Consider the following 19376-nt stretch of genomic DNA (forward strand, 5'->3'; position numbering starts at 1 on the left):
TTTTGGATTTTAGTGGTAAATGTTTTTTTGATTGATTGTTGTTTTCAGTCCTTTTCCTGATAGAGCATGACCCTGTACCCGGCTTTCAGATGCACCTTTACGGTTCGCATCTTCTTGGCGATGTACTGGCTCGTGCCTTGTATCAGCCCCTTGCCCAAATCGGAGGCGAGCTGCGCCCCGGCATTGGTGGAGATGTTGATGCTGCTCCCTAACGAGCCGCCCATGTTGGCGGCGACCTCCCTGACGGCGTTCATCTCCATCGAGTTCGGGATGAAGATACCGGGCTGTCCGTCCGTGTCATAGACCGCAAGCTCCACCGGGATAATCGTGCCATCGTATTCCAGCGAGGTGACCTCGATGTCGAGCCGCTCACCCTGTATCTTGCCCGTGCCGACCACCACTGCATTGCGTGGGATTGTTCTGCCCGCCACCGCCATAGGCTCCAGCAGGCGCAACCTTACCGTCTGTCCGTCCGTCACGCTCTGCGCACCATGCACACATGCCGGGATGGTATTCCGGTCCGATACCTCTGTAGTGCCGACAGCCGTGTTGAACCCCCGGTTGCGCTCCTGCGAGAAGGTGGCGACAAACTCCGCGTTGCTCATGGGCTGTGCAAGGGAGGAAACGACTTGGCGGGTCACTTGCCTTACGGGTGTCGCCGTGTTCTTCTTTCCCTTCTGCACGGTGGAAGGCTCTGCCGCCTGTTCCGGCTTTCCTCCGTTCTGACCGCCCATGTACTTTGCCGCCAGCTCATAGGACTTCTCCATAAGTGCCACCTGTTCGTCCATAGATGAAGTCCTGCCCTTCTCGCTTTCCAGTTCCGACTCCAGCGAGGCGATGCGCTCCAACAGCTCATCCATCTCGGCATTGTCGTTCTTCGGCTGTTCGTAGAAGTTGCCGAGGGTGGCGTTCAGGTCACGGTAGGCGGCTGCGGAGGATTGGATGGTCTGCGGCGTGGCGGGCTGTGCCTTTTCCTCTTTGCCGCCCGGATTGGCGAGGTCGAAGTCCGTCCCGTCCTCCGTTCCAGCTATCTCGCGGTCGAACATGTCGCCCAGCTGCCCGATGGCACGGTTGCGGCTCTCCAGACGCTCTTCCATCTCCCCATGCTCGTAGGCTTTCAACTTGTCGCCGATAATCTGCCGGTTCGCCTTGTCCGCGTCGGGCATCTCGGTGTTGTATCCGTCTGTTCCCGGCTGTTGCTCCTTGCCGGAGGACGGGGCGAATATCAGCCACATCGCCCCGATGAACACCAGCACCATAGCGGGCAGGACTATCATCTTCTGCCGTTTCAGCCGCTGCGCCTCGGTCAGCGGTTCGCGCCCCTTTTTCGGCTTTCCCGTGTCGGGAGCGGCTTTGTTCTCTTTCGTCGGTTCATTCTTCGTCTGTTCCATATAAATAAGGTGTTAAGTGATTGTCAGTTTCCACCGGGGTCGGCAGTTCCACCCGTCCGGCGTGTCCCGTTTCCATGCGTAAGCCGTCGTTCCTGCCGATGTCATAGACGGCTCTGCCGAAGGTGTAGAGGGCAAGCACCGCGAAGGCGGCGAGCATCCCCAGTACGATGCGGCGGCGTGTTTCCGGCGGCAAACCGTCCAGATACCCTTTGAGCCTTGCCACCAGCCGTTTCCGTTTGTCGTGGAGCTTCCAGTACACGCCCCACATTGTTTTTCTGATACTTTTTACTTTCCGTTTCATAATCCGTTACCGTTTGATAGTCTGTAAATCCTTATTCTCGATGATGGTGAAACCCTCGATGGTGAAGCCGTTGGGATTGTCGTCCGACCGTGATGCGTTCAGCAGGCGGCAGGTGGTCACGAGGCTGCGCTCGGTGACGTTGCTTTGCCGGATGATTTTCTGCGTGGCGTAGGTCACGGCTCGGTAGGGATAGGCGTTGAAGTCACACACCACGCTGTCCACCTTCAACACTTGGTTGATGTTTCCGGCGATGATGCGGTTGTAGTACCCCTTCTCGGCGAAGTCCGAATAATAGTGGTACACGCTCTTGTCTGCCAGCAGCAAGGCACGTTTTACGTTGTGTTCAATCGCGCTTTTTTCAGGTGACAGCGTGAAGAAAAGCTCGTGGAAGCGGCGCACATGCTCCCGTGCCTCCGCTGGACGGTTCTGCGACAGATCCTGCGACAGCGCAAGCATCAGCGACTTGCCGTTGTCCAACACATAGATTTTCTCCCGTTGCTTCTCCGCGAAACGGTAGGAGTTCCACACGCTCCACACCGTCACCACGGTGCACAGCGAGAGGAAGACGATACCGAACAGGCGTATCTGCCTGAACGATGATTCGATGTTTTTAAGTGACTTAAATTCCATTGTTGTTTATTCGTTTTTAATTGTCAGTTGATTATTTCAGCAGTTTCCCGGCACGTCCGACCACGTTTCCTGCGGCTGCACCCGCCACGCTGCCCGCCATGCTTCCGGCTCGTCCCGCCATCTGGTTCACGTTGCGACCGTAACCGCCCATGCCTCCGGCTTGGATAATCCAGCCGGCAACGGTGGGAATGGTGAAGTATCCGATGATGCCGATGCAGAGGAACACGATATACACCCCGTCGCTCGAATCCAGCGAGAAGTTCGGGTCTGCCTGCATCCGCTCGATGTCGCTTTGCAGCATCAGCACCTGTATCTTCGCCAGTATGGTGCTGAACATGTCCGACACCGGAAGCCACAGATAGACCTGTATGTAGCGGCATATCCACTGCGTGAGCGTGCTTTGGAAACCGTCCCATACCGACAGGGCGAAGGCTATCGGACCGAGTATCGCCAGCACCACGAGAAAGAAGGTGCGGACGGTGTCTATCACGAGGGCGGCGGCTTGGAACAGCAGTTCCAGTATCTCGCGGAAGAAGTCGCGGATACTCTTCTTCATGTTGTACATTCCCCGGTCGATATACATTCCCGCCATCGTCACCATGTCGGAGGGCGACCAGCCGAGTTCCTCCAGTTGCTTGTCAAATTCCTCGTTGGACACGAGGTAGGCGGTTTCGGGGTTGCGTACCATCGCCTCGTATTCCAGCTTGTCCTTCTGCTCCCGGTATCGGTTCATGTCCAGCGTTTCCGCCTCCAGCATCTTTGCCGTGCCCTGTACGACGGGTGAGAGGATGCTGTTTATCGTGCCCAGCACCACAGTCGGGAAGAACATGATGCACAGACCGATGGCAAAAGGACGGAGCATCGGGAATACGTCTATCGGTTCGGCTCTCGCCAGCGACTGCCATACCCGGTAGGCGACGTAGAACAGCGCACCCAGCCCGGCGATGCCTTTCGCCACACCCGCCATGTCCCCACATAGCGGCATCATCTGCTCATAAAGTGAGCGTAAAATCTGATGAAGGTTATCGAACTCCATAGGCTTACCAGTATCTTTCGTTCATGTTCCCGTACAGCCCCATGATGCGGTCGAGGTCGTTCTTTTTCTTCGCACGCAGATAACTCACGGAGATGTTCTTGTTGGTGTAATAGCTCACAAGGTTGCGGTAACGCTTCATTTTGGAGTAGCAGCGTTCCACCACGTCCATGCGCTCCTTGTCGGTCATGGAGAGCGTGGTGATGTTCACCACATTCTTCAGTTCCGTCAATACTTCGTTGCTCTCTTCCAGCAGTTTCGTGTAACCGAAAGCGATTGCCGACAGCTCTTCTGGTCTGAAATTTCCATCACGGAGCATCCTTTGGAAACTGTTTACATAAATGTCGGTGATGTCGCCTACCATCAGGATGGTCTGCTGCACCTTGCGGGCGTCCTTGACGAGATTGTTCACCGATTTGAGGGCATCGTAATACTTTTTGCCCTGCTGATAGATTTTCACCGTTTCCTGAAAGTTGCTCACCATGTTCGTGGCAGTCTTGGAGGTATGGATGATGTTTTTGGAGGCATTGATGATACCCTGCGCCAGATTGCCCGGATCGCTTACGACCCACTGTGCGCTTGCCCTGCCTGCGAAAAGCAGGCACAGGCAGATAATCATTGTTATTCTTGTTCTCATGTTACTTTGGATTTTAGTGGTTGTTATTCTTCTGTCGGGTGTCCCGGCTGCGGTTTCACCCGCACATAGTCGCCGCCCGGCGAGAAGGTCAGCACGTCCGTTGCCTCGTTGTAGGACACGTCGATGCGGAAGCCGGTGTTCATGAACAGGTTGTCGTTTTCCTCCTGCAAGAGATAGGTTTCCGGTTTCAGCTTGCGGCGCAGACCGCTCCGGCGGAACACCGTCACCTTGTAGGCTTCGCCCTCCTTGTAGATAAGCACATCGGGCTTCCCCTCCACGCTCTCCCAGTTCCCGCACAGCATATCACGGCGGTTATCGACCACATCGCAGGATTGCAGCATCATGACCGCCAATCCGATCAGGCACTTGCTGACTTGCAGCATTTTAACTTTTGATAAATTCATACGCATTTCTTGTTTTTAGCTGATGATTAAATGATTAACTTTTGGTTCTCCGCTTCTCGGCAAGTTGCCGGATGGCGGCTTCGATGTCGCCGCCCAACTTCTCCGCCAGACGGTAAACCTCCACTTTCTCCGTTTCCTCGGTGGTGTACGCCAGATATTCTTCTGCACTGACCTCGGTGGCATAGACCGCCGATTGTGTGCCACCCAAGCCTATCCACACCTCCTTGTAGAGCCGTGAAGGGTTGTTCGCCATGTTGATGGAGAGTATCTGCCCTTTCTCCTTTTCCGTCAGTCCGAGCAACGCCTGTATCTGGTCGAACTTGTTCATGTACTTGCGCTGGTCGAGAAGTATCTTGCAGTCGGAGTTGTTGATGATGCTCTCCTTGACCACGGGAGAGGAAATGATGTCGTCCACCTCCTGCGTCACCACGATTGCCTCGCCGTAATATTTTCTGACCGTCTTGTACATATAGCGCAGATATTCAGCCATGTTCGCTGAAGAGAGAGCCTTCCAAGCCTCTTCCACAATAAGCTGTTTCCGTACCCCTTTTAGTCGCCGCATCTTGTTGATGAAGGCTTCCATGATGATGATGGTCACGACGGGGAACAGTTCGCGGTTTTCCTTAATCGAATCTATCTCGAAGACAATGAACCGCTTGCCGAGCAGGTCGATGTTCTCCGTGGAGTTGAGCAGGAAGTCGTAGCGTCCGCCCCGGTAATACTGCCGCATGGTGGTGAGCATGTTGTCGATGTTGAAGTCGGACTTCTCCACCTTGATGTCACGCTGTGCCAGTTCCTTGCGGTAGTCGTCACGCATATACTCGTAGAAGGTGTTGAACGACGGCACGATGCTACGGTCGGATTGGATGCGCTCAATATAGGCACTCACGGCACTGCCCAGCTCGCCGCTCTCCGTCTTTGTCACCTTGTCGTCCTCCGACTTCCAGAGCGTCAGCAGCAGGGTCTTGATGCTGTCCTTCTTCTCCACGTCGAAGATGTAATCGTCGGTGTAGAACGGGTTGAACGATATGGGCTTCTCTTCCGTGTAGGTGAAATACACGCCGTCCGCTCCGCCTGTCTTGCGTCGGATCATGCCGCACAAGCCCTGATAGGAGTTTCCCGTGTCCACCAATACCACATGTGCGCCTTGCTCATAATATTGGCGCACGAGGTGGTTCATGAAGAAAGACTTGCCGCTGCCCGAAGGACCCAGCACGAACTTGTTGCGGTTGGTCGTGATACCCCGCTTCATGGGCAGGTCGGAGATGTCAAGGTGCAGCGGTTTTCCCGTGAGCCTGTCCACCATCTTGATGCCGAAGGGCGAGAGCGAGTTGCGGTAGTTGGTTTCCTCTGTGAACAGGCACACCGCCTGTTCGATGAAGGTGTGGAAACTCTCTTCCGCCGGGAAGTCCGCCGCATTGCCGGGTATCGCCGCCCAGTAGAGTGTCGGGCAGTCGATGGTGTTGTGGCGCGGCACGCATTCCATGCTTGCCAACTGGCTGCCCACGTCGTTCTTGATATGCTTCAGTTCCTCCGCATCGTCGCTCCACGCCATGACGTTGAAGTGTGCCCGTACCGAGGTCAGTCCGTAGGAATGGGCTTCGTTCAGGTATTGGTCTATCCACTCGCGGTTGATGCTGTTGCTCCTTGAATAGCGAGATAGCGACTGCATGTTACGGGCGGACTTCTCGAACTTATGCAAGGTTTCCTCACTGTTGTCTATCAGCACATACTGGTTGTAGATATGGTTGCAGGAGAGCAGAAGCCCCACCGGGGAGGCGAATGACAGTCGGCAGTCACTCCGGTCGGTGGAGAGCTTCTCGTAACGGGTGTCGGTAGCCACCTTGCCCGGCAGGTCTTCCGCGTCGGAGAGGGTGTGCAGACACAGGCGGTTGTCGCCGATGCGCATCTCCCTTGCCGAAAGCTCGATGTCCTGCAAGGTGGTGTCACCTTCCGACATGAGCGAGAAGTAGCGTTCAATAAGTCCCGTATTTCCCTCAGTACCCACAATCTCATCGGTGGAGAGGCGGCGCAGCCTGACAAGCCCGCTGTCGTTCATGATGCGCTCGAACTGTTCGCAGGCTTCCAAGAACTTGGTCGTGGTTTCCCTGTCCAGCTCCTTCGGGATGATATGTCCCCGGCACAGCGTGCTGAAATTGCTCTGCATCCGGTTACGCTCCTTTGTTGTCTTGGTCAGGTAGAGGTAGCAGGTGTGTTTCAGGTACGGACGCTCGTTGAAGTGACGCTCGAAAGAGCGGCTTAAAAAGCTCATGTCGTCCTTCTGAAGCTCCGGTTTGTAGCGTTCCTTGATGAACCAGTCCTGTTTGTGGACGACGGAGTAGTCCGGCAGCACCTTGATAGCCTTGCACCAGCAACTGTGTATCGCCTCGTACTCCGCACCCGTCACGGTGTAAAGTTCCGGCAGTTCCACCTCGAAAGCCACCGTGATGTCGGCGTCCTTTGAGATGATGCAGCCATGCTCCACCGCTAAAAGTGGGAACCTGTTTTCCAGTGTTGTCATTTTCGATGTATTCCTCATTGTCTTTCTTCCTTTCGTTGTCGTTTGAACAGACGGGGTATCCGCCGCCGGTTGATAAGGTATCGGGGATGGCTCCGTGCCGCTCCTAATTTCATCAGCCCGTGTTCGCCGTACCGGGCGTTCAGCGCGAAGGTCTGCCATACAAGGAGGGAGGACGATGCCGCGCCGAAGCCGATACATATCCACTGGTCGATACCGACCATGTAGAGGATGACGAACAGGACGAAGAGAGCCAGCAGACCTCCGCAGAAGATGAAGAGGTACTGTGCCTTCAAGCCCTTGAACTCTACCGGACGGCCGATACCCTTGTTGATTGGGTATTCAGCCATACATTATTTATTAAAGGAAGAATGAGCGCAGGATGGTGGCGGCAACAATCAGGAAGATGCACGCGCCGAACCACGAGGCGGCTGTCTTGCTGGTGTCGGGGTCGCCCGATGAAAACTTGCCGTACACTTTTACGCCCCCGATAAGCCCGACGACTGCACCGATGGCGTATATCAGTTTAGTTCCGGGGTCGAAATAAGAACTCACCATAGAGGTGGCTTCGTTGATGCCCGCGATGCCGTTTCCCTGCGCGAAAGCGGAGGCGGTTGCGGCGATGACAAGTGCCGCGGAGAGGATTGCTTTTCTGTTTTTCAAGATGTTCTTGTTCATAAACTGTTCTTGTTTTTTGCCGTCAAAAGGGTGGATGGTCCTTTGTCGGGCGGTTGATACTTTGTTTCTTTACTTTGGTTTTAGTGGATGCCCGTTTGTTTCCACGGACGTGGGCGTGTCCGTTGCGGATAGGGATGCGCCTTGCGTTTCCTCGCCGCGTGGGTTGATGTCATTCTTTCATGTTCATTTCTTTTATTGTTGTCATACATAGTTGCGAATGTCGAACTCCTCGATGTTGTCCGGCACGACGAACTCCTTTTCAGGTTTCTTCAGCCGAATCTCGATAAGCCCCTTGATGCGGATGCCTATCTCCGAAGAGCCTTCCATCATTTTCTCGTACAACTCCGTGCCCTCCATGTCGGTGAACACCTTCGCCGCCTTTTCACGTTCCGCCTGTGTCGCGTCCGGGTTCTTGGCGGTCTTGCAGGCGTCGTCAATCTCGTCAAAGCTGCTGCCCGAAGCCCGTGGCGTGTCCGAGGCGTCCTCTTCCGGTTCGTCGTCCCCGTATCCCAGTTCCTCCGGCGGTATGCTCGTGAAGGTCTCATCGAGTTTTTCCTCCGGAACTTGTGCCGGGCGGGATGCGTTTCCCGTTTTTCCGTCGTCAAAAGTAGCCTCTTCCTCCGACAGCTCAATGCCTTTTTCCATAGTGGCGGCTTCTTGCGTCGGTATGGCAGCGGTTGTCCGGGTGGATGCCATCCTGAAACGGCTCTTGCCGATGATGTCCGCCTTTTCCGCAGGGACTTCCTCGTGTGCCGCTATGCGTTTAGCCTCATTCCCGTCCAGTGACCGCCATAATCCGACAATGCCCTTGAAGAAGCGGACAATCCGCGTGTCCATGATGCGCTCGTAAAGGAGCAGGAACAGGAACCAGAGGTTGCAGCCGACCGATACCGCCAGCAGAATGTCTGTCATGCTGATTGTGTAATTCATATCCTTCCGTTTTTGGTTAGAATACTGAATTATAATTTCGGGCATAAAGGCTCTTTATCGCATCCTCGCACTGGTTGAAGTGATGCGTCAGCACATGGTCGATGTAAGCGGACAGCATAAGCCGGTCATGCCCGATTACACGGGTGATACACATGATACGCTCGTGGTACTCCGGGCGCACATACGCCATCTTCCCCTCACGTGCCTTTACTTCCGAGTCACGGATGAACAGACGTTCATAGTCCTTCTCGCAGCATTTGCCGCTTACCGGGACAGGCGACAGGATTTCCACACTCGCCTGCACTTGGGCAAACATACCTCCGCAGTCTTGCTGTGGTCTTTTTTCATTCGGTGTCATTTCTTTTTCCATTTTCAAATCAGATCTTCACGTTGTTTCTTGTACAGTTCGTTGATTCTCTCCTTGTGCTGTTCCAGATGTTGGCGCAGCACGGTATCCACATAGCCGCCCACCGAGATTTCACCTCCGGCGATGTCGTTCACGATTCTGAGGATTTTGCCGTGGACATCGCGGCTGATATAGACACACTGGCGGGTCTTTATCTCGTTGCGGCGCAGGAACAGCTCGTTATAGTCCTCATCCTGCCTTTTCCGGCGGCCACTTTCCCTCTGCGCTTTTTCCCGTGTTACTGGTTGCACAGGAGGTGGTTCCGGTGCGGCGGTGTCCTCTTCGGTCGGTGCAGCTGCGGGTACTTCCTGTGCGGGGCGCAGTGTCCCGTCCTGTGTGCGCCGCCCGATGGAAGCTAACAGCAGTTCCTCGTCGATGCCTTCCGTGTTCACTTTCCTGCTGCCCATGCTCACTGCGGTCTGATGATGTCGCTTATCTCTTCGGAAAACTCCCGGATGCCACTCCCTTTCAGCAGTGCCGTGTCCATCGGGAAGATGGTGGAGCGGAAAACGCTCTTGCGCTCTTCCGAAAGGTCACGGCGGAACTTCTTGCTGTCGGGCAAGCGGGTGGAAAGTACCGGAAAGCCCATTTCGGCTATCACTTCCTCGTAGATGCCGTACAGGTCGTTCCTCTCCCTGCCGTCCACCATCGTCCAAAACAGATAAAGCCCCTTTGTTTTCGCCTGTCCGGTAGTCATCAGCCTGTCGCGGAACATTGTGACGAATTTCAGGGTACTCTCCACAACAAAGCGGTCGGCACTCAGCGGAGTGAAGATGTAGTCCATCTGCGAGAGCGTCTTTATCACGCCGTTACTACGGAGTGTGCCGGGCATGTCGAAGAACACCACGTCGGGTTTCACGTCCTCAGTGGCAATCATCCTCTCGGCATCGTCGAGGGCGTTCACCGCATTGCTCTTGACGATGGTGTAGGCGTTCTTTTTCATCCGGCGGAAATGGTCGCAAGCGAGAGCCTTGAAGTAGGTGCTGCTGTCGATAAGCCCCATTTCGTGTTCGCGCAGCCCGTGGATGCTGTGCTGCGGGTCGTCGCAGTCCACGACGGCGACATTGTAGCCTTTCACGTTGTGCAGGTAGCTGGCGGCAAGTGCCGTGACAGTGGATTTGCCGATGCCACCTTTCTGTGTTGCGAATGCAACGAAGATTTCCTTACTCATAGTTCCATTTATTTTAATTGTTGAAGATTTCTTTTTCTATTTATATGCGGATTTGGTTGCTACATTATCCGCTTCAGTGAACAGACACATGGGCGGGTCATCGCGTATCCGGTTCTGTGGTGAAGCGGTGCGGCGAACAAGTGATGAATGACGACACTGCGTCATGAAGTCATTGAATCTGTACTTCACCAGATTGTCGGATAACCGGGGTTCCGACGGTTCGGGTATCCGCTTCGGCAAGTATCCGCCGAAGCGATTGTCCGGGTATTTGAATGTTCCTTTTCTCATATTTTCAAATCGTTCGTTTCTTGAATCATGCTGCAAATAAACAAGTATATTTTGGAACCTGTATCACTTCTCCGGCAAGTGGCAGCACGTTGCGCCGGTTGGCAGTCATTGACCGGGTCAAGCATCTGTCCAATACAGCTTTAAGGGCGTAACTTTGCCCCCCGGACAGCAGGGTTCGCCGATGGTGCGCGGCCCGGAGTCCTGAAAGGTATCTTCCCATCCGTCCCCTGACGGATTTTTATGTTCACCTGAACATAGCAAGGTATGTTTTCAGCCGCTCAAAATATTTTGAGCATCCCGGAAAACGCCTTGCCCTTGCAGGGGGCGGGCTTTCCCTCCGAAGTCGGAAAGCCTTTCAGAACTGCGGTGCTGTGATCCGAAGCGGCGGCTTATGCCGTCAATCCGCTAAATCCAAAGTAATATGAAAGAGAAAAGGAAAAGCAAAGCAGGGAGAAATCCCAAACTTGATCCGGCGGTGTACCGTTACACCGTCCGTTTCAACGAGGAGGAACACAATCGTTTCCTCGCCATGTTCGGAAAATCGGGTGTCTATGCACGGTCGGTTTTCCTCAAAGCGCACTTCTTCGGACAGCCGTTCAAGGTGCTGAAGGTGGACAAGACGCTGGTGGACTATTACACCAAGCTATCGGATTTTCATGCGCAGTTCCGCGCCGTGGGTACGAATTACAACCAAGTCGTGAAGGAACTGAGGCTGCATTTTTCAGAGAAAAAGGCGATGGCGTTGCTCTACAAATTAGAGCAACACACCGTCGAACTCGTGAAACTGAGCCGCCGGATTGTGGAACTTTCAAGGGAAATGGAGGCGAAATGGTCGCAAAAATCAGTGTAGGAAACTCGTTGTACGGCGCGATTGCCTATAACGGGGAGAAGATTAACGAGGCGCAGGGGCGGTTGCTTACGACCAACCGCATCTACAATGACGGTTCGGGAAAGGTGGACATCAACAAGGCGATGGAGGGTTTTCTCACCTTCATGCCGCCACAGATGAAGGTGGAGAAGCCGGTGGTGCATATTTCGCTCAACCCACATCCGGAGGATGTGTTGACCGATGCGGAATTGCAGGATATAGCCCGCGAGTATCTGGAAAAACTCGGTTTCGGCAACCAGCCTTATCTTGTTTTCAAGCACGAGGACATCGACCGCCACCACCTGCACATCGTGACGGTGCGGGTGGACGATAACGGGAAATGTATCAGCGACAAGAACAACTACTATCGTAGCAAACAAATCACCCGTGAGCTGGAGAAGAAATACGGGCTGCACGGCGCGGAGCGCAGGAACCGCCGGCTTGACACGCCGCTAAGCAAGGTGGACGCATCGGCAGGTGATGTGAAGAAGCAGGTGGCTGGCACTGTGAAGGCTCTGAACGGGCAGTACCGTTTTCAGACGATGGGCGAATACCGTGCGCTCCTTTCCTTATATAATATGACGGTGGAGGAAGCGAGAGGCAACGTGCGCGGACGGGAGTATCACGGGCTGGTTTATTCCGTCACGGACGACAAGGGTAACAAGGTGGGCAACCCGTTCAAGTCCTCGCTTTTCGGGAAGTCCGCAGGTTATGAAGCCGTACAGAGAAAATTTATCCGTTCCAAATCAGAGATTAAGGACAGGAAGCTCGCCGACATGACGAAACGCACCGTTCTTTCCGTGCTGCAAGGCACTTATGACAAGGACAAATTTGTATCCCAACTCAAAGAGAAGGGCATCGACACCGTACTGCGCTACACGGATGAAGGGCGTATCTATGGAGCGACGTTTATCGACCACCGCACAGGATGTGTACTGAACGGCTCTCGCATGGGCAAGGAGCTTTCGGCGAATGCCTTGCAGGAACACTTCACCCTGCCATACGCCGGACAACCGCCGATACCGTTATCCATCCCTATGGATGCTGCGGACAAGGCATACGGACAGACCGCATACGACCGTGAAGACGTATCGGGCGGAATGGGCTTGCTCACTCCCGAAGGTCCGGCGGTAGATGCTGAGGAAAAGGCTTTCATCCGGGCGATGAAGCGCAAAAAGAAGAAAAAGCGCAAGGGCTTGGGTTTGTAATCGGAGTATCAACAATTAAAAAATCAATGTATGTCACAACAAGAAGACGATTTGAGGGCATTGGCGAAAATCATGGATTTTCTGCGTGCCGTGAGTATTATTTTAGTGGTTATGAACGTGTACTGGTTCTGTTACGAAGTCATCCGGCTGTGGGGCGTGAACATCGGTGTGGTGGACAGAATCCTTCTGAACTTCGACCGCACGGCGGGGCTGTTCCATTCCATACTGTACACAAAGCTGTTTGCCGTCCTGCTGCTTGCCCTGTCCTGTCTGGGTACAAAGGGGGTCAAGGGAGAGAAAATCACTTGGGGAAGAATATGGACGGCACTCGCCGCCGGGTCCGTGCTGTTTTTCCTAAACTGGTGGATACTGGCTCTGCCGCTTCCGATTGAGGCGGTGATGGGGCTGTATGTCCTTACCATCGGTACGGGCTATGTCTGCCTGTTGATGGGAGGTCTGTGGATGAGCCGTCTGTTGAAACACAATTTGATGGAGGATGTTTTCAACAACGAGAACGAGAGTTTCATGCAGGAAACAAGACTCATCGAAAGCGAGTATTCGGTCAATTTGCCGACACGCTTCTATTACAAAAAGCGTTGGAACAACGGTTGGATCAATGTGGTGAATCCCTTCCGTGCGTCCATCGTGTTGGGTACGCCGGGCAGCGGCAAGTCATACGCCGTGGTAAACAATTTTATCAAGCAACAGATTGAAAAGGGCTTCTTGATGTACGTGTATGACTTCAAATTCAGCGACTTGTCCACCATTGCCTACAATCATCTGCTGAACCACCCTGACGGCTACAAGGTGAAGCCGAAGTTCTATGTGATCAACTTCGACGACCCGCGACGCTCTCATCGGTGCAATCCCATTCACCCGGATTTTATGGAAGATATTACGGACGCCTACGAGAGTGCCTATACAATAATGCTCAACCTCAATAAAACGTGGGTGCAAAAGCAGGGTGACTTCTTTGTGGAATCACCTATCATTTTGTTCGCCAGTATTATATGGTATCTTAAAATCTATCAGAACGGGAAATATTGCACGTTTCCCCATGCCATCGAATTTTTGAACCGCCGCTACGAGGATATTTTTCCGATACTGACTTCCTATCCCGAACTGGAGAACTACCTTTCCCCGTTCATGGATGCGTGGCTCGGAGGGGCTGCGGAGCAGCTCATGGGGCAGATAGCGTCGGCAAAAATTCCGCTTTCGAGGATGATTTCACCGCAGCTCTATTGGGTGATGTCGGACAGCGAGTTTACGCTGGACATCAACAATCCCGAAGAGCCGAAAATCCTATGCGTGGGCAACAATCCCGACCGTCAGAATATCTACGGGGCGGCTCTCGGATTGTATAACTCCCGCATCGTGAAGCTCATCAATAAGAAGGGGATGCTGAAGTCGTCGGTCATCATAGACGAGCTGCCGACGATATATTTCAAAGGGTTGGACAATCTTATAGCTACCGCCCGAAGCAACAAGGTTGCCGTGTGTCTGGGATTTCAGGATTTCAGCCAGCTGGTGCGCGACTACGGTGATAAGGAGGCGAAAGTGGTGATGAATACGGTCGGTAACATTTTCTCCGGGCAGGTGGTAGGTGAAACGGCAAAGACACTATCGGAACGATTCGGTAAGGTGTTGCAGAAACGGCAGTCTATCTCCATCAACCGGCAGGATGTTTCCACCTCCATTAACACGCAGATGGACGCGCTTATCCCGCCCAGCAAGATTTCCGGTTTGACGCAGGGAATGTTTGTCGGTTCGGTGTCCGACAACTTCAACGAGCGTATCGAACAGAAGATTTTCCACTGCGAGATTGTGGTGGATGCCGATAAGGTAAAACGGGAGGAAAGTGCCTACAAGAAAATCCCCGTTATTACCGATTTCACTGACGCAGACGGCAACGACCGCATGAAGGAAACGGTGCAGGCAAATTACCGGCGCATCAAGGAGGAGGTGAAGCAGATTGTTCAGGAGGAATTGGAGCGCATCGCGGGCGATGACAACCTGAAGCATCTGTTGCAGCAGAAGTAACCTATTAAAATAAGGGAGGATAGCTAAAATCCTCCCTTATTTTAATATTCCTCCAAAAGTTTATTTTGACGTAAATCTTCAATGTAACATGCTAAGTTACTTGAAACTTTATTAAATACTTTATCAAGATATGGGATGATATTTTCCAAATTCAATTCCAACTCTAACGGGAAACTATGATATTGATGTAAAAACCTTGTGATGTCATTTCTTTCTGAAACAGATAAAAGCAAAAATGGATTACTGTTTTTATAATATACCATTGCTGAAAGATGAATAAAAGCGCATCCTAATTTATAAACAAAAAAAGGCCAGCCATAAAATTTATCAGCTAAATCCACCATTTGTTTATCGGTCACGACTTTCTTTGTATTGGGATAAGACCATTTTATTCCCTCCAAAGTTTGGTTTATAAAATGCTCTCTAAGGTTTAAGTCGCTAATTGACAACAAAAACATAACTCTTACCATAGAATCTAATTCTTGACGCAGAATAGATATTACCTGCCCATATAATTGTTGTTGCAACAAAATATTTATAGCGCAAGAATGTTCTCCTGACCTTTGAGTAACTATATCGCAAAATAAATTAATATTATTTGTTTTCATTGTTGAGTGATTTCGCTTATAAGATATAGGATTTACTATTGGTTGCCACATATATCTGATGCGGCATTTCTTTTTCGTTGTATATTATTGTATGGTTGTCGCACAAGGTCATTCCCAGCCTTTCAACCACACGGATGGATGCCACGTTTTCCGGTCGGATACTGCAACAGACAGTTTTCAGTTCCAGCTCTCCAAAGGCGTATTCCAAACACGCGCGGGCGGCTTCCGTACCGTAACCGTTATGCCAGTATGTGTTATCGAGTATATAGCCAAGCTCGACAGTCTCGTTCCCGTTTAGGGTACTATTCATCAGACCGGCTTGTCCTATCAATGCGCCGCTTTCTTTCAGTATGACGGCAAAATATCCGAACCCGTCCTTGCGGTATCGGATGAGTTGCCTGTTTATCCATTTGCGCACGTCCTTTTTGGTAAAGCCGTGTTCCCAAGCGTACATGACTTCCGGCTTTCCCATTATGGCAAGGAGTGCGTCCATATCCTTACGGGTTATCCTGCGGATAAGCAGCCGTTCCGTTTCCATGACGACCAGCGATGCGGAATAGGTCTTTATCTCAAATCCGTCCTCTTTCCATTCCTTCACAAGCCTGTTGATCGTTTCTTCCACCAGACTGTCATAAGCGGCATCGGGAATAACCTTTATAAAAAAGGTGTCACGGGTTTCTTTCATGACCCATTCGTTGATGTCTTTCAGTTCCTTGCCTTCGGGAATGTAATTCTTGTGTATCATGAACTCGTTGATGTTGTCCGCCAACAATTCTTCCAACTGATAACGGATGTCATCCTCCAGTTCGGCAAATGGTATGGTTTCCTCTTCATAGATGCCTTCTATTAAAACATCATCCTCTTCCATATCCTCGTCCGGTGTCTGATTGCCCCGTTTCATGTCCAACATATCCTGCGCGAACTGCCCGGATTCCTTGTCCTTGTACTTCTTGGCATATTTTTCCAGCAGTTCCCAGTCCTGACGGCTCATCGGGCATTTGAAAACGGCTCGTTCCACCTCGTTACAGCGCACCATGTCCGCCTTCACATCATCGGGAAGCGACCGGCATTCCTTGCAGATATGCCGCGAGTGTCCTTTGCCGCTGAATTGCTCGTTGGCTTTGTACTCGCTACAAATCCGACAGTAATGCCCCTGTTGTTTCTTCTTTTTCGCCACCATACCCCGTTATTATATCAACAGTTCTTTTCCTTTATCGGTAAGACGATATTTCTGCCGGGGATGTTTCGGATTTTCCGGGTAAATAGGCTCTACCAAATTCTGCCTTATGGCTGGATACAGATATAGTTCTAAAAAATTACTTTTGTCCTTTAATCCTATCACACACATAATCTCTTTGGTTGAAAGTGTCTGTGTGCCGATTGCAGACAACACCTTTTCCACCTGTGGGGTAACTGTGGGGTGACTGTGGGGTAACTGTCGGGTAATTGTCGGGTCGTGCCCCACAGTTTTTCGGGTATAGCGGAAAATAACCCATACACTATTTCCATCTGTATGAAACTCCGGATCGGGAATGCCGACACGCCGGCATTCGCTTATCATAAGCCCGATGCCTCGTCCCCAGCTTTCCAGAACCTCGCTTTTATACAGAACATTCGCAATAATCAGGTTTTGAGGTTCTGAATTATGCCCGCTCAATAACTTTTCCATTGTTATATCCGGCGGAAAAGTTCCACTGTTCTCAATCTCCACACGGTCATCATAGATGGCAATTCCTACCGAACTGCCGGGACGGTGGTATGAGCGGTGGCAAAGGGCATTTGTGCAGCATTCCCTCAATGCCTTGTAAGGAATCTCAAGCTCTTCCTCCCGATACAAGCCTTCAACTTTGCCCGAAAGGGAAAGATGCTTGAAAAAGAACGACATTGCAGTGTCCAGCAGTGTGTAGATATTGCCAGTGGTACGCTGATTGTCTATAAACTCGTCTTTTGTAGTTCCTTTGAAACGCGCCAACCGAAGCAGGCACTGGGGATAGAAGTAAAAATCACGACCGAACAAGACTGCGGAAGCATTATTCAGTTTTCCGTCATGTAACAGGTTGAATTTTTCGAGTATGGTCGGCAAATCCTCCCTTATGGTGGCTTCGGGTAGGCGACCGCACCGGATGCCTCCACGTACCGCTCCCATAATGGCATGTTCATCAAGGTCAGTAACTTTGATGTCGGGATTCGTCATCGCCTCCCAAGCGTATTTCCCACCTCGCTGCATAAGCAGTTGGTTATATACGTCTTGCGGCATGGAGGATGTCACGCTCTCCAATCGAAGATAAGCCCGTCCCTTATAGGAGAACGGACGCATATAACGTTGGCTGTCCGCAGACAAGGCTATCACACTCTTGTCTGTATTTTGGATACTGATATACGAAACTTCGAGTGTGGCAAATGGTTCAAAACGCCGGATGGCTTCCGCAATATCACGCTTCGTCTTGTCGCTCACTTCCTGCCCGATGATCTTTCCTTTGTCGGTCACACCGAACAACACCGTGCCACCTTCGCTGTTAAGGAAAGCGCAGAGCGTTTCCATGCCGCGCTCCAACTGCCCGGTGGTTTCCTTGAACTCCACCTGCCCGTTTTCCTTTTCGGCTATCAGTTGTTTTACTATATCGAGGTTGTCTATGTTCATATTCAATTCGTAACAATTGTACAAAGATAGCGTTTTTCGCTGAAATTCGGGGCAATAGCGCGCCGAAAACGCCCTTTTTCGTATAGATTTTACTCAAACGGGAGAACAGCATGATACCATTCTCCCGCTTATACCTGATTTTATCTTCTCATACGTTCCAGCTCTTCATCGCGCAGCATTCTCTCGTTCAGTTTCTCCTGCATCTTGTCGAGGAAATAGGTACGGCTTTCGTTTTTCCGACGTTTGATGTCGGTATAGAAGCGGTAGCAATCCTTCGACTCAATACCGAATATCTTGTAGAGAATCGGGGCGAGCTGTTTTAGCGGCATATTGCCGTTGTTGATACAGCCCATCTCGTCTATGCCGTAGATAAGTTCCACGAGGTCGATGGCGTTGCCCGTCCAAAGAAGGCTGGCGGTGGTTTCTGTTGCGTTGTTGGCGGATATTAGTGGTGGCACTTGGGGCGTGGCAAGGAATTTCTGCATCTTTCTTACGAAAGACAGAGCCTTGCTGACGTAGGCGGCAATCTCTCTTCTTTCTTCTGACAGATTACGCACCGGATGGTGCTGCAACTCGATTTCGATGTAGGCAAGCGCGATGACGGTAAGGTTCATGTCCATGCCGCCGTTGCACAGTTCTATTACTTGGGTGGCGAAAGCCGTGTATGCTTTTTCCATATTGCAGTCTCCGGCTTCGTTTATCCGGCGGAAGAACTCGGTTTCCGCCAATAAAAAATAATTCATGTCCTGTCAATTTTGAAATTTTACACTCTGTTTTCGGTATGCGCACATGAATATAATTGGCAAAAAACGCGGCAGAAAACAAAAAATCCAACGCTCAATTTTACAAAGTGTTGTATTTCAGTGGTATAAAATTCAATATTTTTTCACAGGGACAAATTATCTCCGACTTAAATTGTTTGTAATCAGAACATTTATTCTATTCTTGAAAATAAAAATGTATGCTTGCCGCACATTTTGGCTATCTTGCTTTTTTATCAAGGATGTAGATAATGCGGCATACACCGTTGGGAAAACTTTTCAAAGAGGAAAGCGTCCAGTGTTGCTCTGGCAGAGCCGACTTAAAAAAATGTCGTCCGCTTCCGGATATGAAAGGAACGGTGTATAGTATGATTTCATCCACAGCGTGCATACGCAGTAGTCCGTTTATATAGTCTGCCGTGTCCGGTGTGGCTTCCGCGAGGTAACGGATGTTTGTGCCGTCTTTTCTCCATTCGTGCAGCATTGAAATGGAATAGTCTGGTGTCACGCGGTAAAGGGCGTTCTTCCTGATTTCATCAAGACCGCAACGGTCAAGGCACAAATCCTGATGTGCTTTATAATATAACTCTGAAGAAAGACATCCGTCCATCGTCAGTACGGCGAGAATCTGAACTTTACCCATAATCGTTACCTTTCATTAGGCAAGGGCAAAAAAGTAGCGTGCAATTCACACTACCTTCAAGCGATGGCTCTGGTAAAGCCTTTACGGAGAGTACGTGAATGCACGCTATGCGTAAGCATAGCATAAGCATCACGCAATCGTCTCCGTAGTTCCAATTTACCAGATTTTCGCTTGAAACGCCTTGCGGTCTTATCCTATATGTTGGCGGCGAAAAGCTCCT

At 51.4% G+C, this 19376-nt stretch carries 21 protein-coding genes; 3 read left to right on the forward strand and 18 right to left on the reverse strand.

What is annotated here, in order from left to right; all coding sequences use genetic code 11:
* Positions 1-44: 44 nt before the first annotated feature.
* The 13 genes from traM to C7379_RS04065 form a co-directional block, all read right to left on the reverse strand.
* Positions 45-1391, reverse strand: a complete 1347-nt coding sequence (gene traM, locus C7379_RS04005; RefSeq protein WP_002560974.1) for a conjugative transposon protein TraM — start codon at positions 1389-1391, stop codon at positions 45-47.
* Positions 1372-1659, reverse strand: a complete 288-nt coding sequence (locus tag C7379_RS04010; protein ID WP_002560975.1) for a TraL conjugative transposon family protein — start codon at positions 1657-1659, stop codon at positions 1372-1374. The genes traM and C7379_RS04010 overlap by 20 nt, the downstream gene beginning before the upstream one ends.
* Positions 1660-1698: 39 nt before the next feature.
* The gene (gene traK / locus C7379_RS04015; protein ID WP_002560976.1) at positions 1699-2322 is read right to left on the reverse strand and encodes a conjugative transposon protein TraK; all 624 of its coding nucleotides are present in this window, start codon (positions 2320-2322) and stop codon (positions 1699-1701) included.
* 31 nt (positions 2323-2353) lie between these two features.
* On the reverse strand, positions 2354-3358 hold the full coding sequence (traJ, locus tag C7379_RS04020) for a conjugative transposon protein TraJ (RefSeq protein WP_002560977.1): 1005 nt from the start codon (positions 3356-3358) through the stop codon (positions 2354-2356).
* Positions 3359-3362: 4 nt separating this feature from the next.
* Complete coding sequence (locus tag C7379_RS04025; RefSeq protein WP_002560978.1) at positions 3363-3992, reverse strand: DUF4141 domain-containing protein; 630 nt, start codon at positions 3990-3992, stop codon at positions 3363-3365.
* Positions 3993-4015: 23 nt separating this feature from the next.
* Positions 4016-4396, reverse strand: a complete 381-nt coding sequence (locus C7379_RS04030) for a DUF3876 domain-containing protein (protein WP_002560979.1) — start codon at positions 4394-4396, stop codon at positions 4016-4018.
* Positions 4397-4430: 34 nt separating this feature from the next.
* Positions 4431-6935, reverse strand: a complete 2505-nt coding sequence (locus C7379_RS04035; protein ID WP_004356142.1) for a TraG family conjugative transposon ATPase — start codon at positions 6933-6935, stop codon at positions 4431-4433.
* Positions 6932-7264, reverse strand: a complete 333-nt coding sequence (locus C7379_RS04040) for a DUF4133 domain-containing protein (protein WP_008764731.1) — start codon at positions 7262-7264, stop codon at positions 6932-6934. Before C7379_RS04040 ends, C7379_RS04035 begins: the two co-directional genes overlap by 4 nt.
* Before the next feature lie 10 nt (positions 7265-7274).
* The gene (locus C7379_RS04045; protein ID WP_002560983.1) at positions 7275-7592 is read right to left on the reverse strand and encodes a DUF4134 domain-containing protein; all 318 of its coding nucleotides are present in this window, start codon (positions 7590-7592) and stop codon (positions 7275-7277) included.
* Positions 7593-7793: 201 nt separating this feature from the next.
* Positions 7794-8522 (reverse strand): hypothetical protein, encoded by a 729-nt coding sequence (locus C7379_RS04050; protein WP_008764732.1) that lies wholly within the window; start codon positions 8520-8522, stop codon positions 7794-7796.
* Positions 8523-8538: 16 nt separating this feature from the next.
* A complete protein-coding gene (locus C7379_RS04055; RefSeq protein ID WP_025880727.1) occupies positions 8539-8892 on the reverse strand; it encodes a DUF3408 domain-containing protein in 354 nt (117 codons plus the stop codon).
* A gap of 2 nt (positions 8893-8894) precedes the next feature.
* Entirely contained in the window at positions 8895-9335 is a 441-nt protein-coding gene (locus tag C7379_RS04060) for a DUF3408 domain-containing protein (RefSeq protein ID WP_002560986.1), read from the reverse strand.
* Between the two features lie 2 nt (positions 9336-9337).
* The gene (locus C7379_RS04065; protein ID WP_002560987.1) at positions 9338-10099 is read right to left on the reverse strand and encodes a ParA family protein; all 762 of its coding nucleotides are present in this window, start codon (positions 10097-10099) and stop codon (positions 9338-9340) included.
* Positions 10100-10808: 709 nt separating this feature from the next.
* On the opposite strand from C7379_RS04065, the gene mobA reads away from it, so the two are divergent.
* The 3 genes from mobA to mobC are packed head-to-tail and all read left to right on the forward strand — an operon-like array spanning position 10809 to position 14503.
* A complete protein-coding gene (gene mobA, locus C7379_RS04080; RefSeq protein ID WP_002560988.1) occupies positions 10809-11237 on the forward strand; it encodes a conjugal transfer protein MobA in 429 nt (142 codons plus the stop codon).
* Positions 11216-12463 carry a conjugal transfer protein MobB gene (mobB, locus tag C7379_RS04085; RefSeq protein WP_002560989.1) on the forward strand — a complete coding sequence of 416 codons (1248 nt, stop codon included), beginning with the start codon at positions 11216-11218 and terminating at the stop codon, positions 12461-12463. The genes mobA and mobB overlap by 22 nt, the downstream gene beginning before the upstream one ends.
* Positions 12464-12493: 30 nt before the next feature.
* Positions 12494-14503 (forward strand): conjugal transfer protein MobC, encoded by a 2010-nt coding sequence (mobC, locus tag C7379_RS04090; RefSeq protein WP_002560990.1) that lies wholly within the window; start codon positions 12494-12496, stop codon positions 14501-14503.
* A 41-nt stretch (positions 14504-14544) separates the two neighbouring features.
* Here the strand turns inward: mobC and C7379_RS04095 are convergent, their stop codons facing one another.
* The 5 genes from C7379_RS04095 to C7379_RS04115 form a co-directional block, all read right to left on the reverse strand.
* A complete protein-coding gene (locus C7379_RS04095; protein ID WP_002560991.1) occupies positions 14545-15111 on the reverse strand; it encodes a hypothetical protein in 567 nt (188 codons plus the stop codon).
* A 16-nt stretch (positions 15112-15127) separates the two neighbouring features.
* Positions 15128-16291 carry a GNAT family N-acetyltransferase gene (locus tag C7379_RS04100; RefSeq protein ID WP_002560992.1) on the reverse strand — a complete coding sequence of 388 codons (1164 nt, stop codon included), beginning with the start codon at positions 16289-16291 and terminating at the stop codon, positions 15128-15130.
* Between the two features lie 9 nt (positions 16292-16300).
* Complete coding sequence (locus tag C7379_RS04105; RefSeq protein WP_002560993.1) at positions 16301-17752, reverse strand: ATP-binding protein; 1452 nt, start codon at positions 17750-17752, stop codon at positions 16301-16303.
* A gap of 140 nt (positions 17753-17892) precedes the next feature.
* A complete protein-coding gene (locus C7379_RS04110; protein WP_002560994.1) occupies positions 17893-18495 on the reverse strand; it encodes an RteC domain-containing protein in 603 nt (200 codons plus the stop codon).
* Between the two features lie 238 nt (positions 18496-18733).
* Complete coding sequence (locus tag C7379_RS04115) at positions 18734-19156, reverse strand: dihydrofolate reductase family protein (RefSeq protein WP_002560995.1); 423 nt, start codon at positions 19154-19156, stop codon at positions 18734-18736.
* Positions 19157-19376 lie beyond the last annotated feature (220 nt).

The organism is Hallella colorans, from assembly GCF_003096815.1.
GTDB classification, from domain to species: Bacteria; Bacteroidota; Bacteroidia; order Bacteroidales; family Bacteroidaceae; genus Prevotella; species Prevotella colorans.

Coding starts and splice junctions, on each gene's coding strand:
- traM (WP_002560974.1), bottom strand. CDS start 1,391: ATGGAACAGACGAAGAATGAACCGACGAAAGAGAACAAAGCCGCTCCC.
- C7379_RS04010 (WP_002560975.1), bottom strand. CDS start 1,659: ATGTGGGGCGTGTACTGGAAGCTCCACGACAAACGGAAACGGCTGGTG.
- traK (WP_002560976.1), bottom strand. CDS start 2,322: ATGGAATTTAAGTCACTTAAAAACATCGAATCATCGTTCAGGCAGATA.
- traJ (WP_002560977.1), bottom strand. CDS start 3,358: ATGGAGTTCGATAACCTTCATCAGATTTTACGCTCACTTTATGAGCAG.
- C7379_RS04025 (WP_002560978.1), bottom strand. CDS start 3,992: ATGAGAACAAGAATAACAATGATTATCTGCCTGTGCCTGCTTTTCGCA.
- C7379_RS04030 (WP_002560979.1), bottom strand. CDS start 4,396: ATGAATTTATCAAAAGTTAAAATGCTGCAAGTCAGCAAGTGCCTGATC.
- C7379_RS04035 (WP_004356142.1), bottom strand. CDS start 6,935: ATGAGGAATACATCGAAAATGACAACACTGGAAAACAGGTTCCCACTT.
- C7379_RS04040 (WP_008764731.1), bottom strand. CDS start 7,264: ATGGCTGAATACCCAATCAACAAGGGTATCGGCCGTCCGGTAGAGTTC.
- C7379_RS04045 (WP_002560983.1), bottom strand. CDS start 7,592: ATGAACAAGAACATCTTGAAAAACAGAAAAGCAATCCTCTCCGCGGCA.
- C7379_RS04050 (WP_008764732.1), bottom strand. CDS start 8,522: ATGAATTACACAATCAGCATGACAGACATTCTGCTGGCGGTATCGGTC.
- C7379_RS04055 (WP_025880727.1), bottom strand. CDS start 8,892: ATGGAAAAAGAAATGACACCGAATGAAAAAAGACCACAGCAAGACTGC.
- C7379_RS04060 (WP_002560986.1), bottom strand. CDS start 9,335: ATGGGCAGCAGGAAAGTGAACACGGAAGGCATCGACGAGGAACTGCTG.
- C7379_RS04065 (WP_002560987.1), bottom strand. CDS start 10,099: ATGAGTAAGGAAATCTTCGTTGCATTCGCAACACAGAAAGGTGGCATC.
- mobA (WP_002560988.1), top strand. CDS start 10,809: ATGAAAGAGAAAAGGAAAAGCAAAGCAGGGAGAAATCCCAAACTTGAT.
- mobB (WP_002560989.1), top strand. CDS start 11,216: ATGGTCGCAAAAATCAGTGTAGGAAACTCGTTGTACGGCGCGATTGCC.
- mobC (WP_002560990.1), top strand. CDS start 12,494: ATGTCACAACAAGAAGACGATTTGAGGGCATTGGCGAAAATCATGGAT.
- C7379_RS04095 (WP_002560991.1), bottom strand. CDS start 15,111: ATGAAAACAAATAATATTAATTTATTTTGCGATATAGTTACTCAAAGG.
- C7379_RS04100 (WP_002560992.1), bottom strand. CDS start 16,291: ATGGTGGCGAAAAAGAAGAAACAACAGGGGCATTACTGTCGGATTTGT.
- C7379_RS04105 (WP_002560993.1), bottom strand. CDS start 17,752: ATGAACATAGACAACCTCGATATAGTAAAACAACTGATAGCCGAAAAG.
- C7379_RS04110 (WP_002560994.1), bottom strand. CDS start 18,495: ATGAATTATTTTTTATTGGCGGAAACCGAGTTCTTCCGCCGGATAAAC.
- C7379_RS04115 (WP_002560995.1), bottom strand. CDS start 19,156: ATGGGTAAAGTTCAGATTCTCGCCGTACTGACGATGGACGGATGTCTT.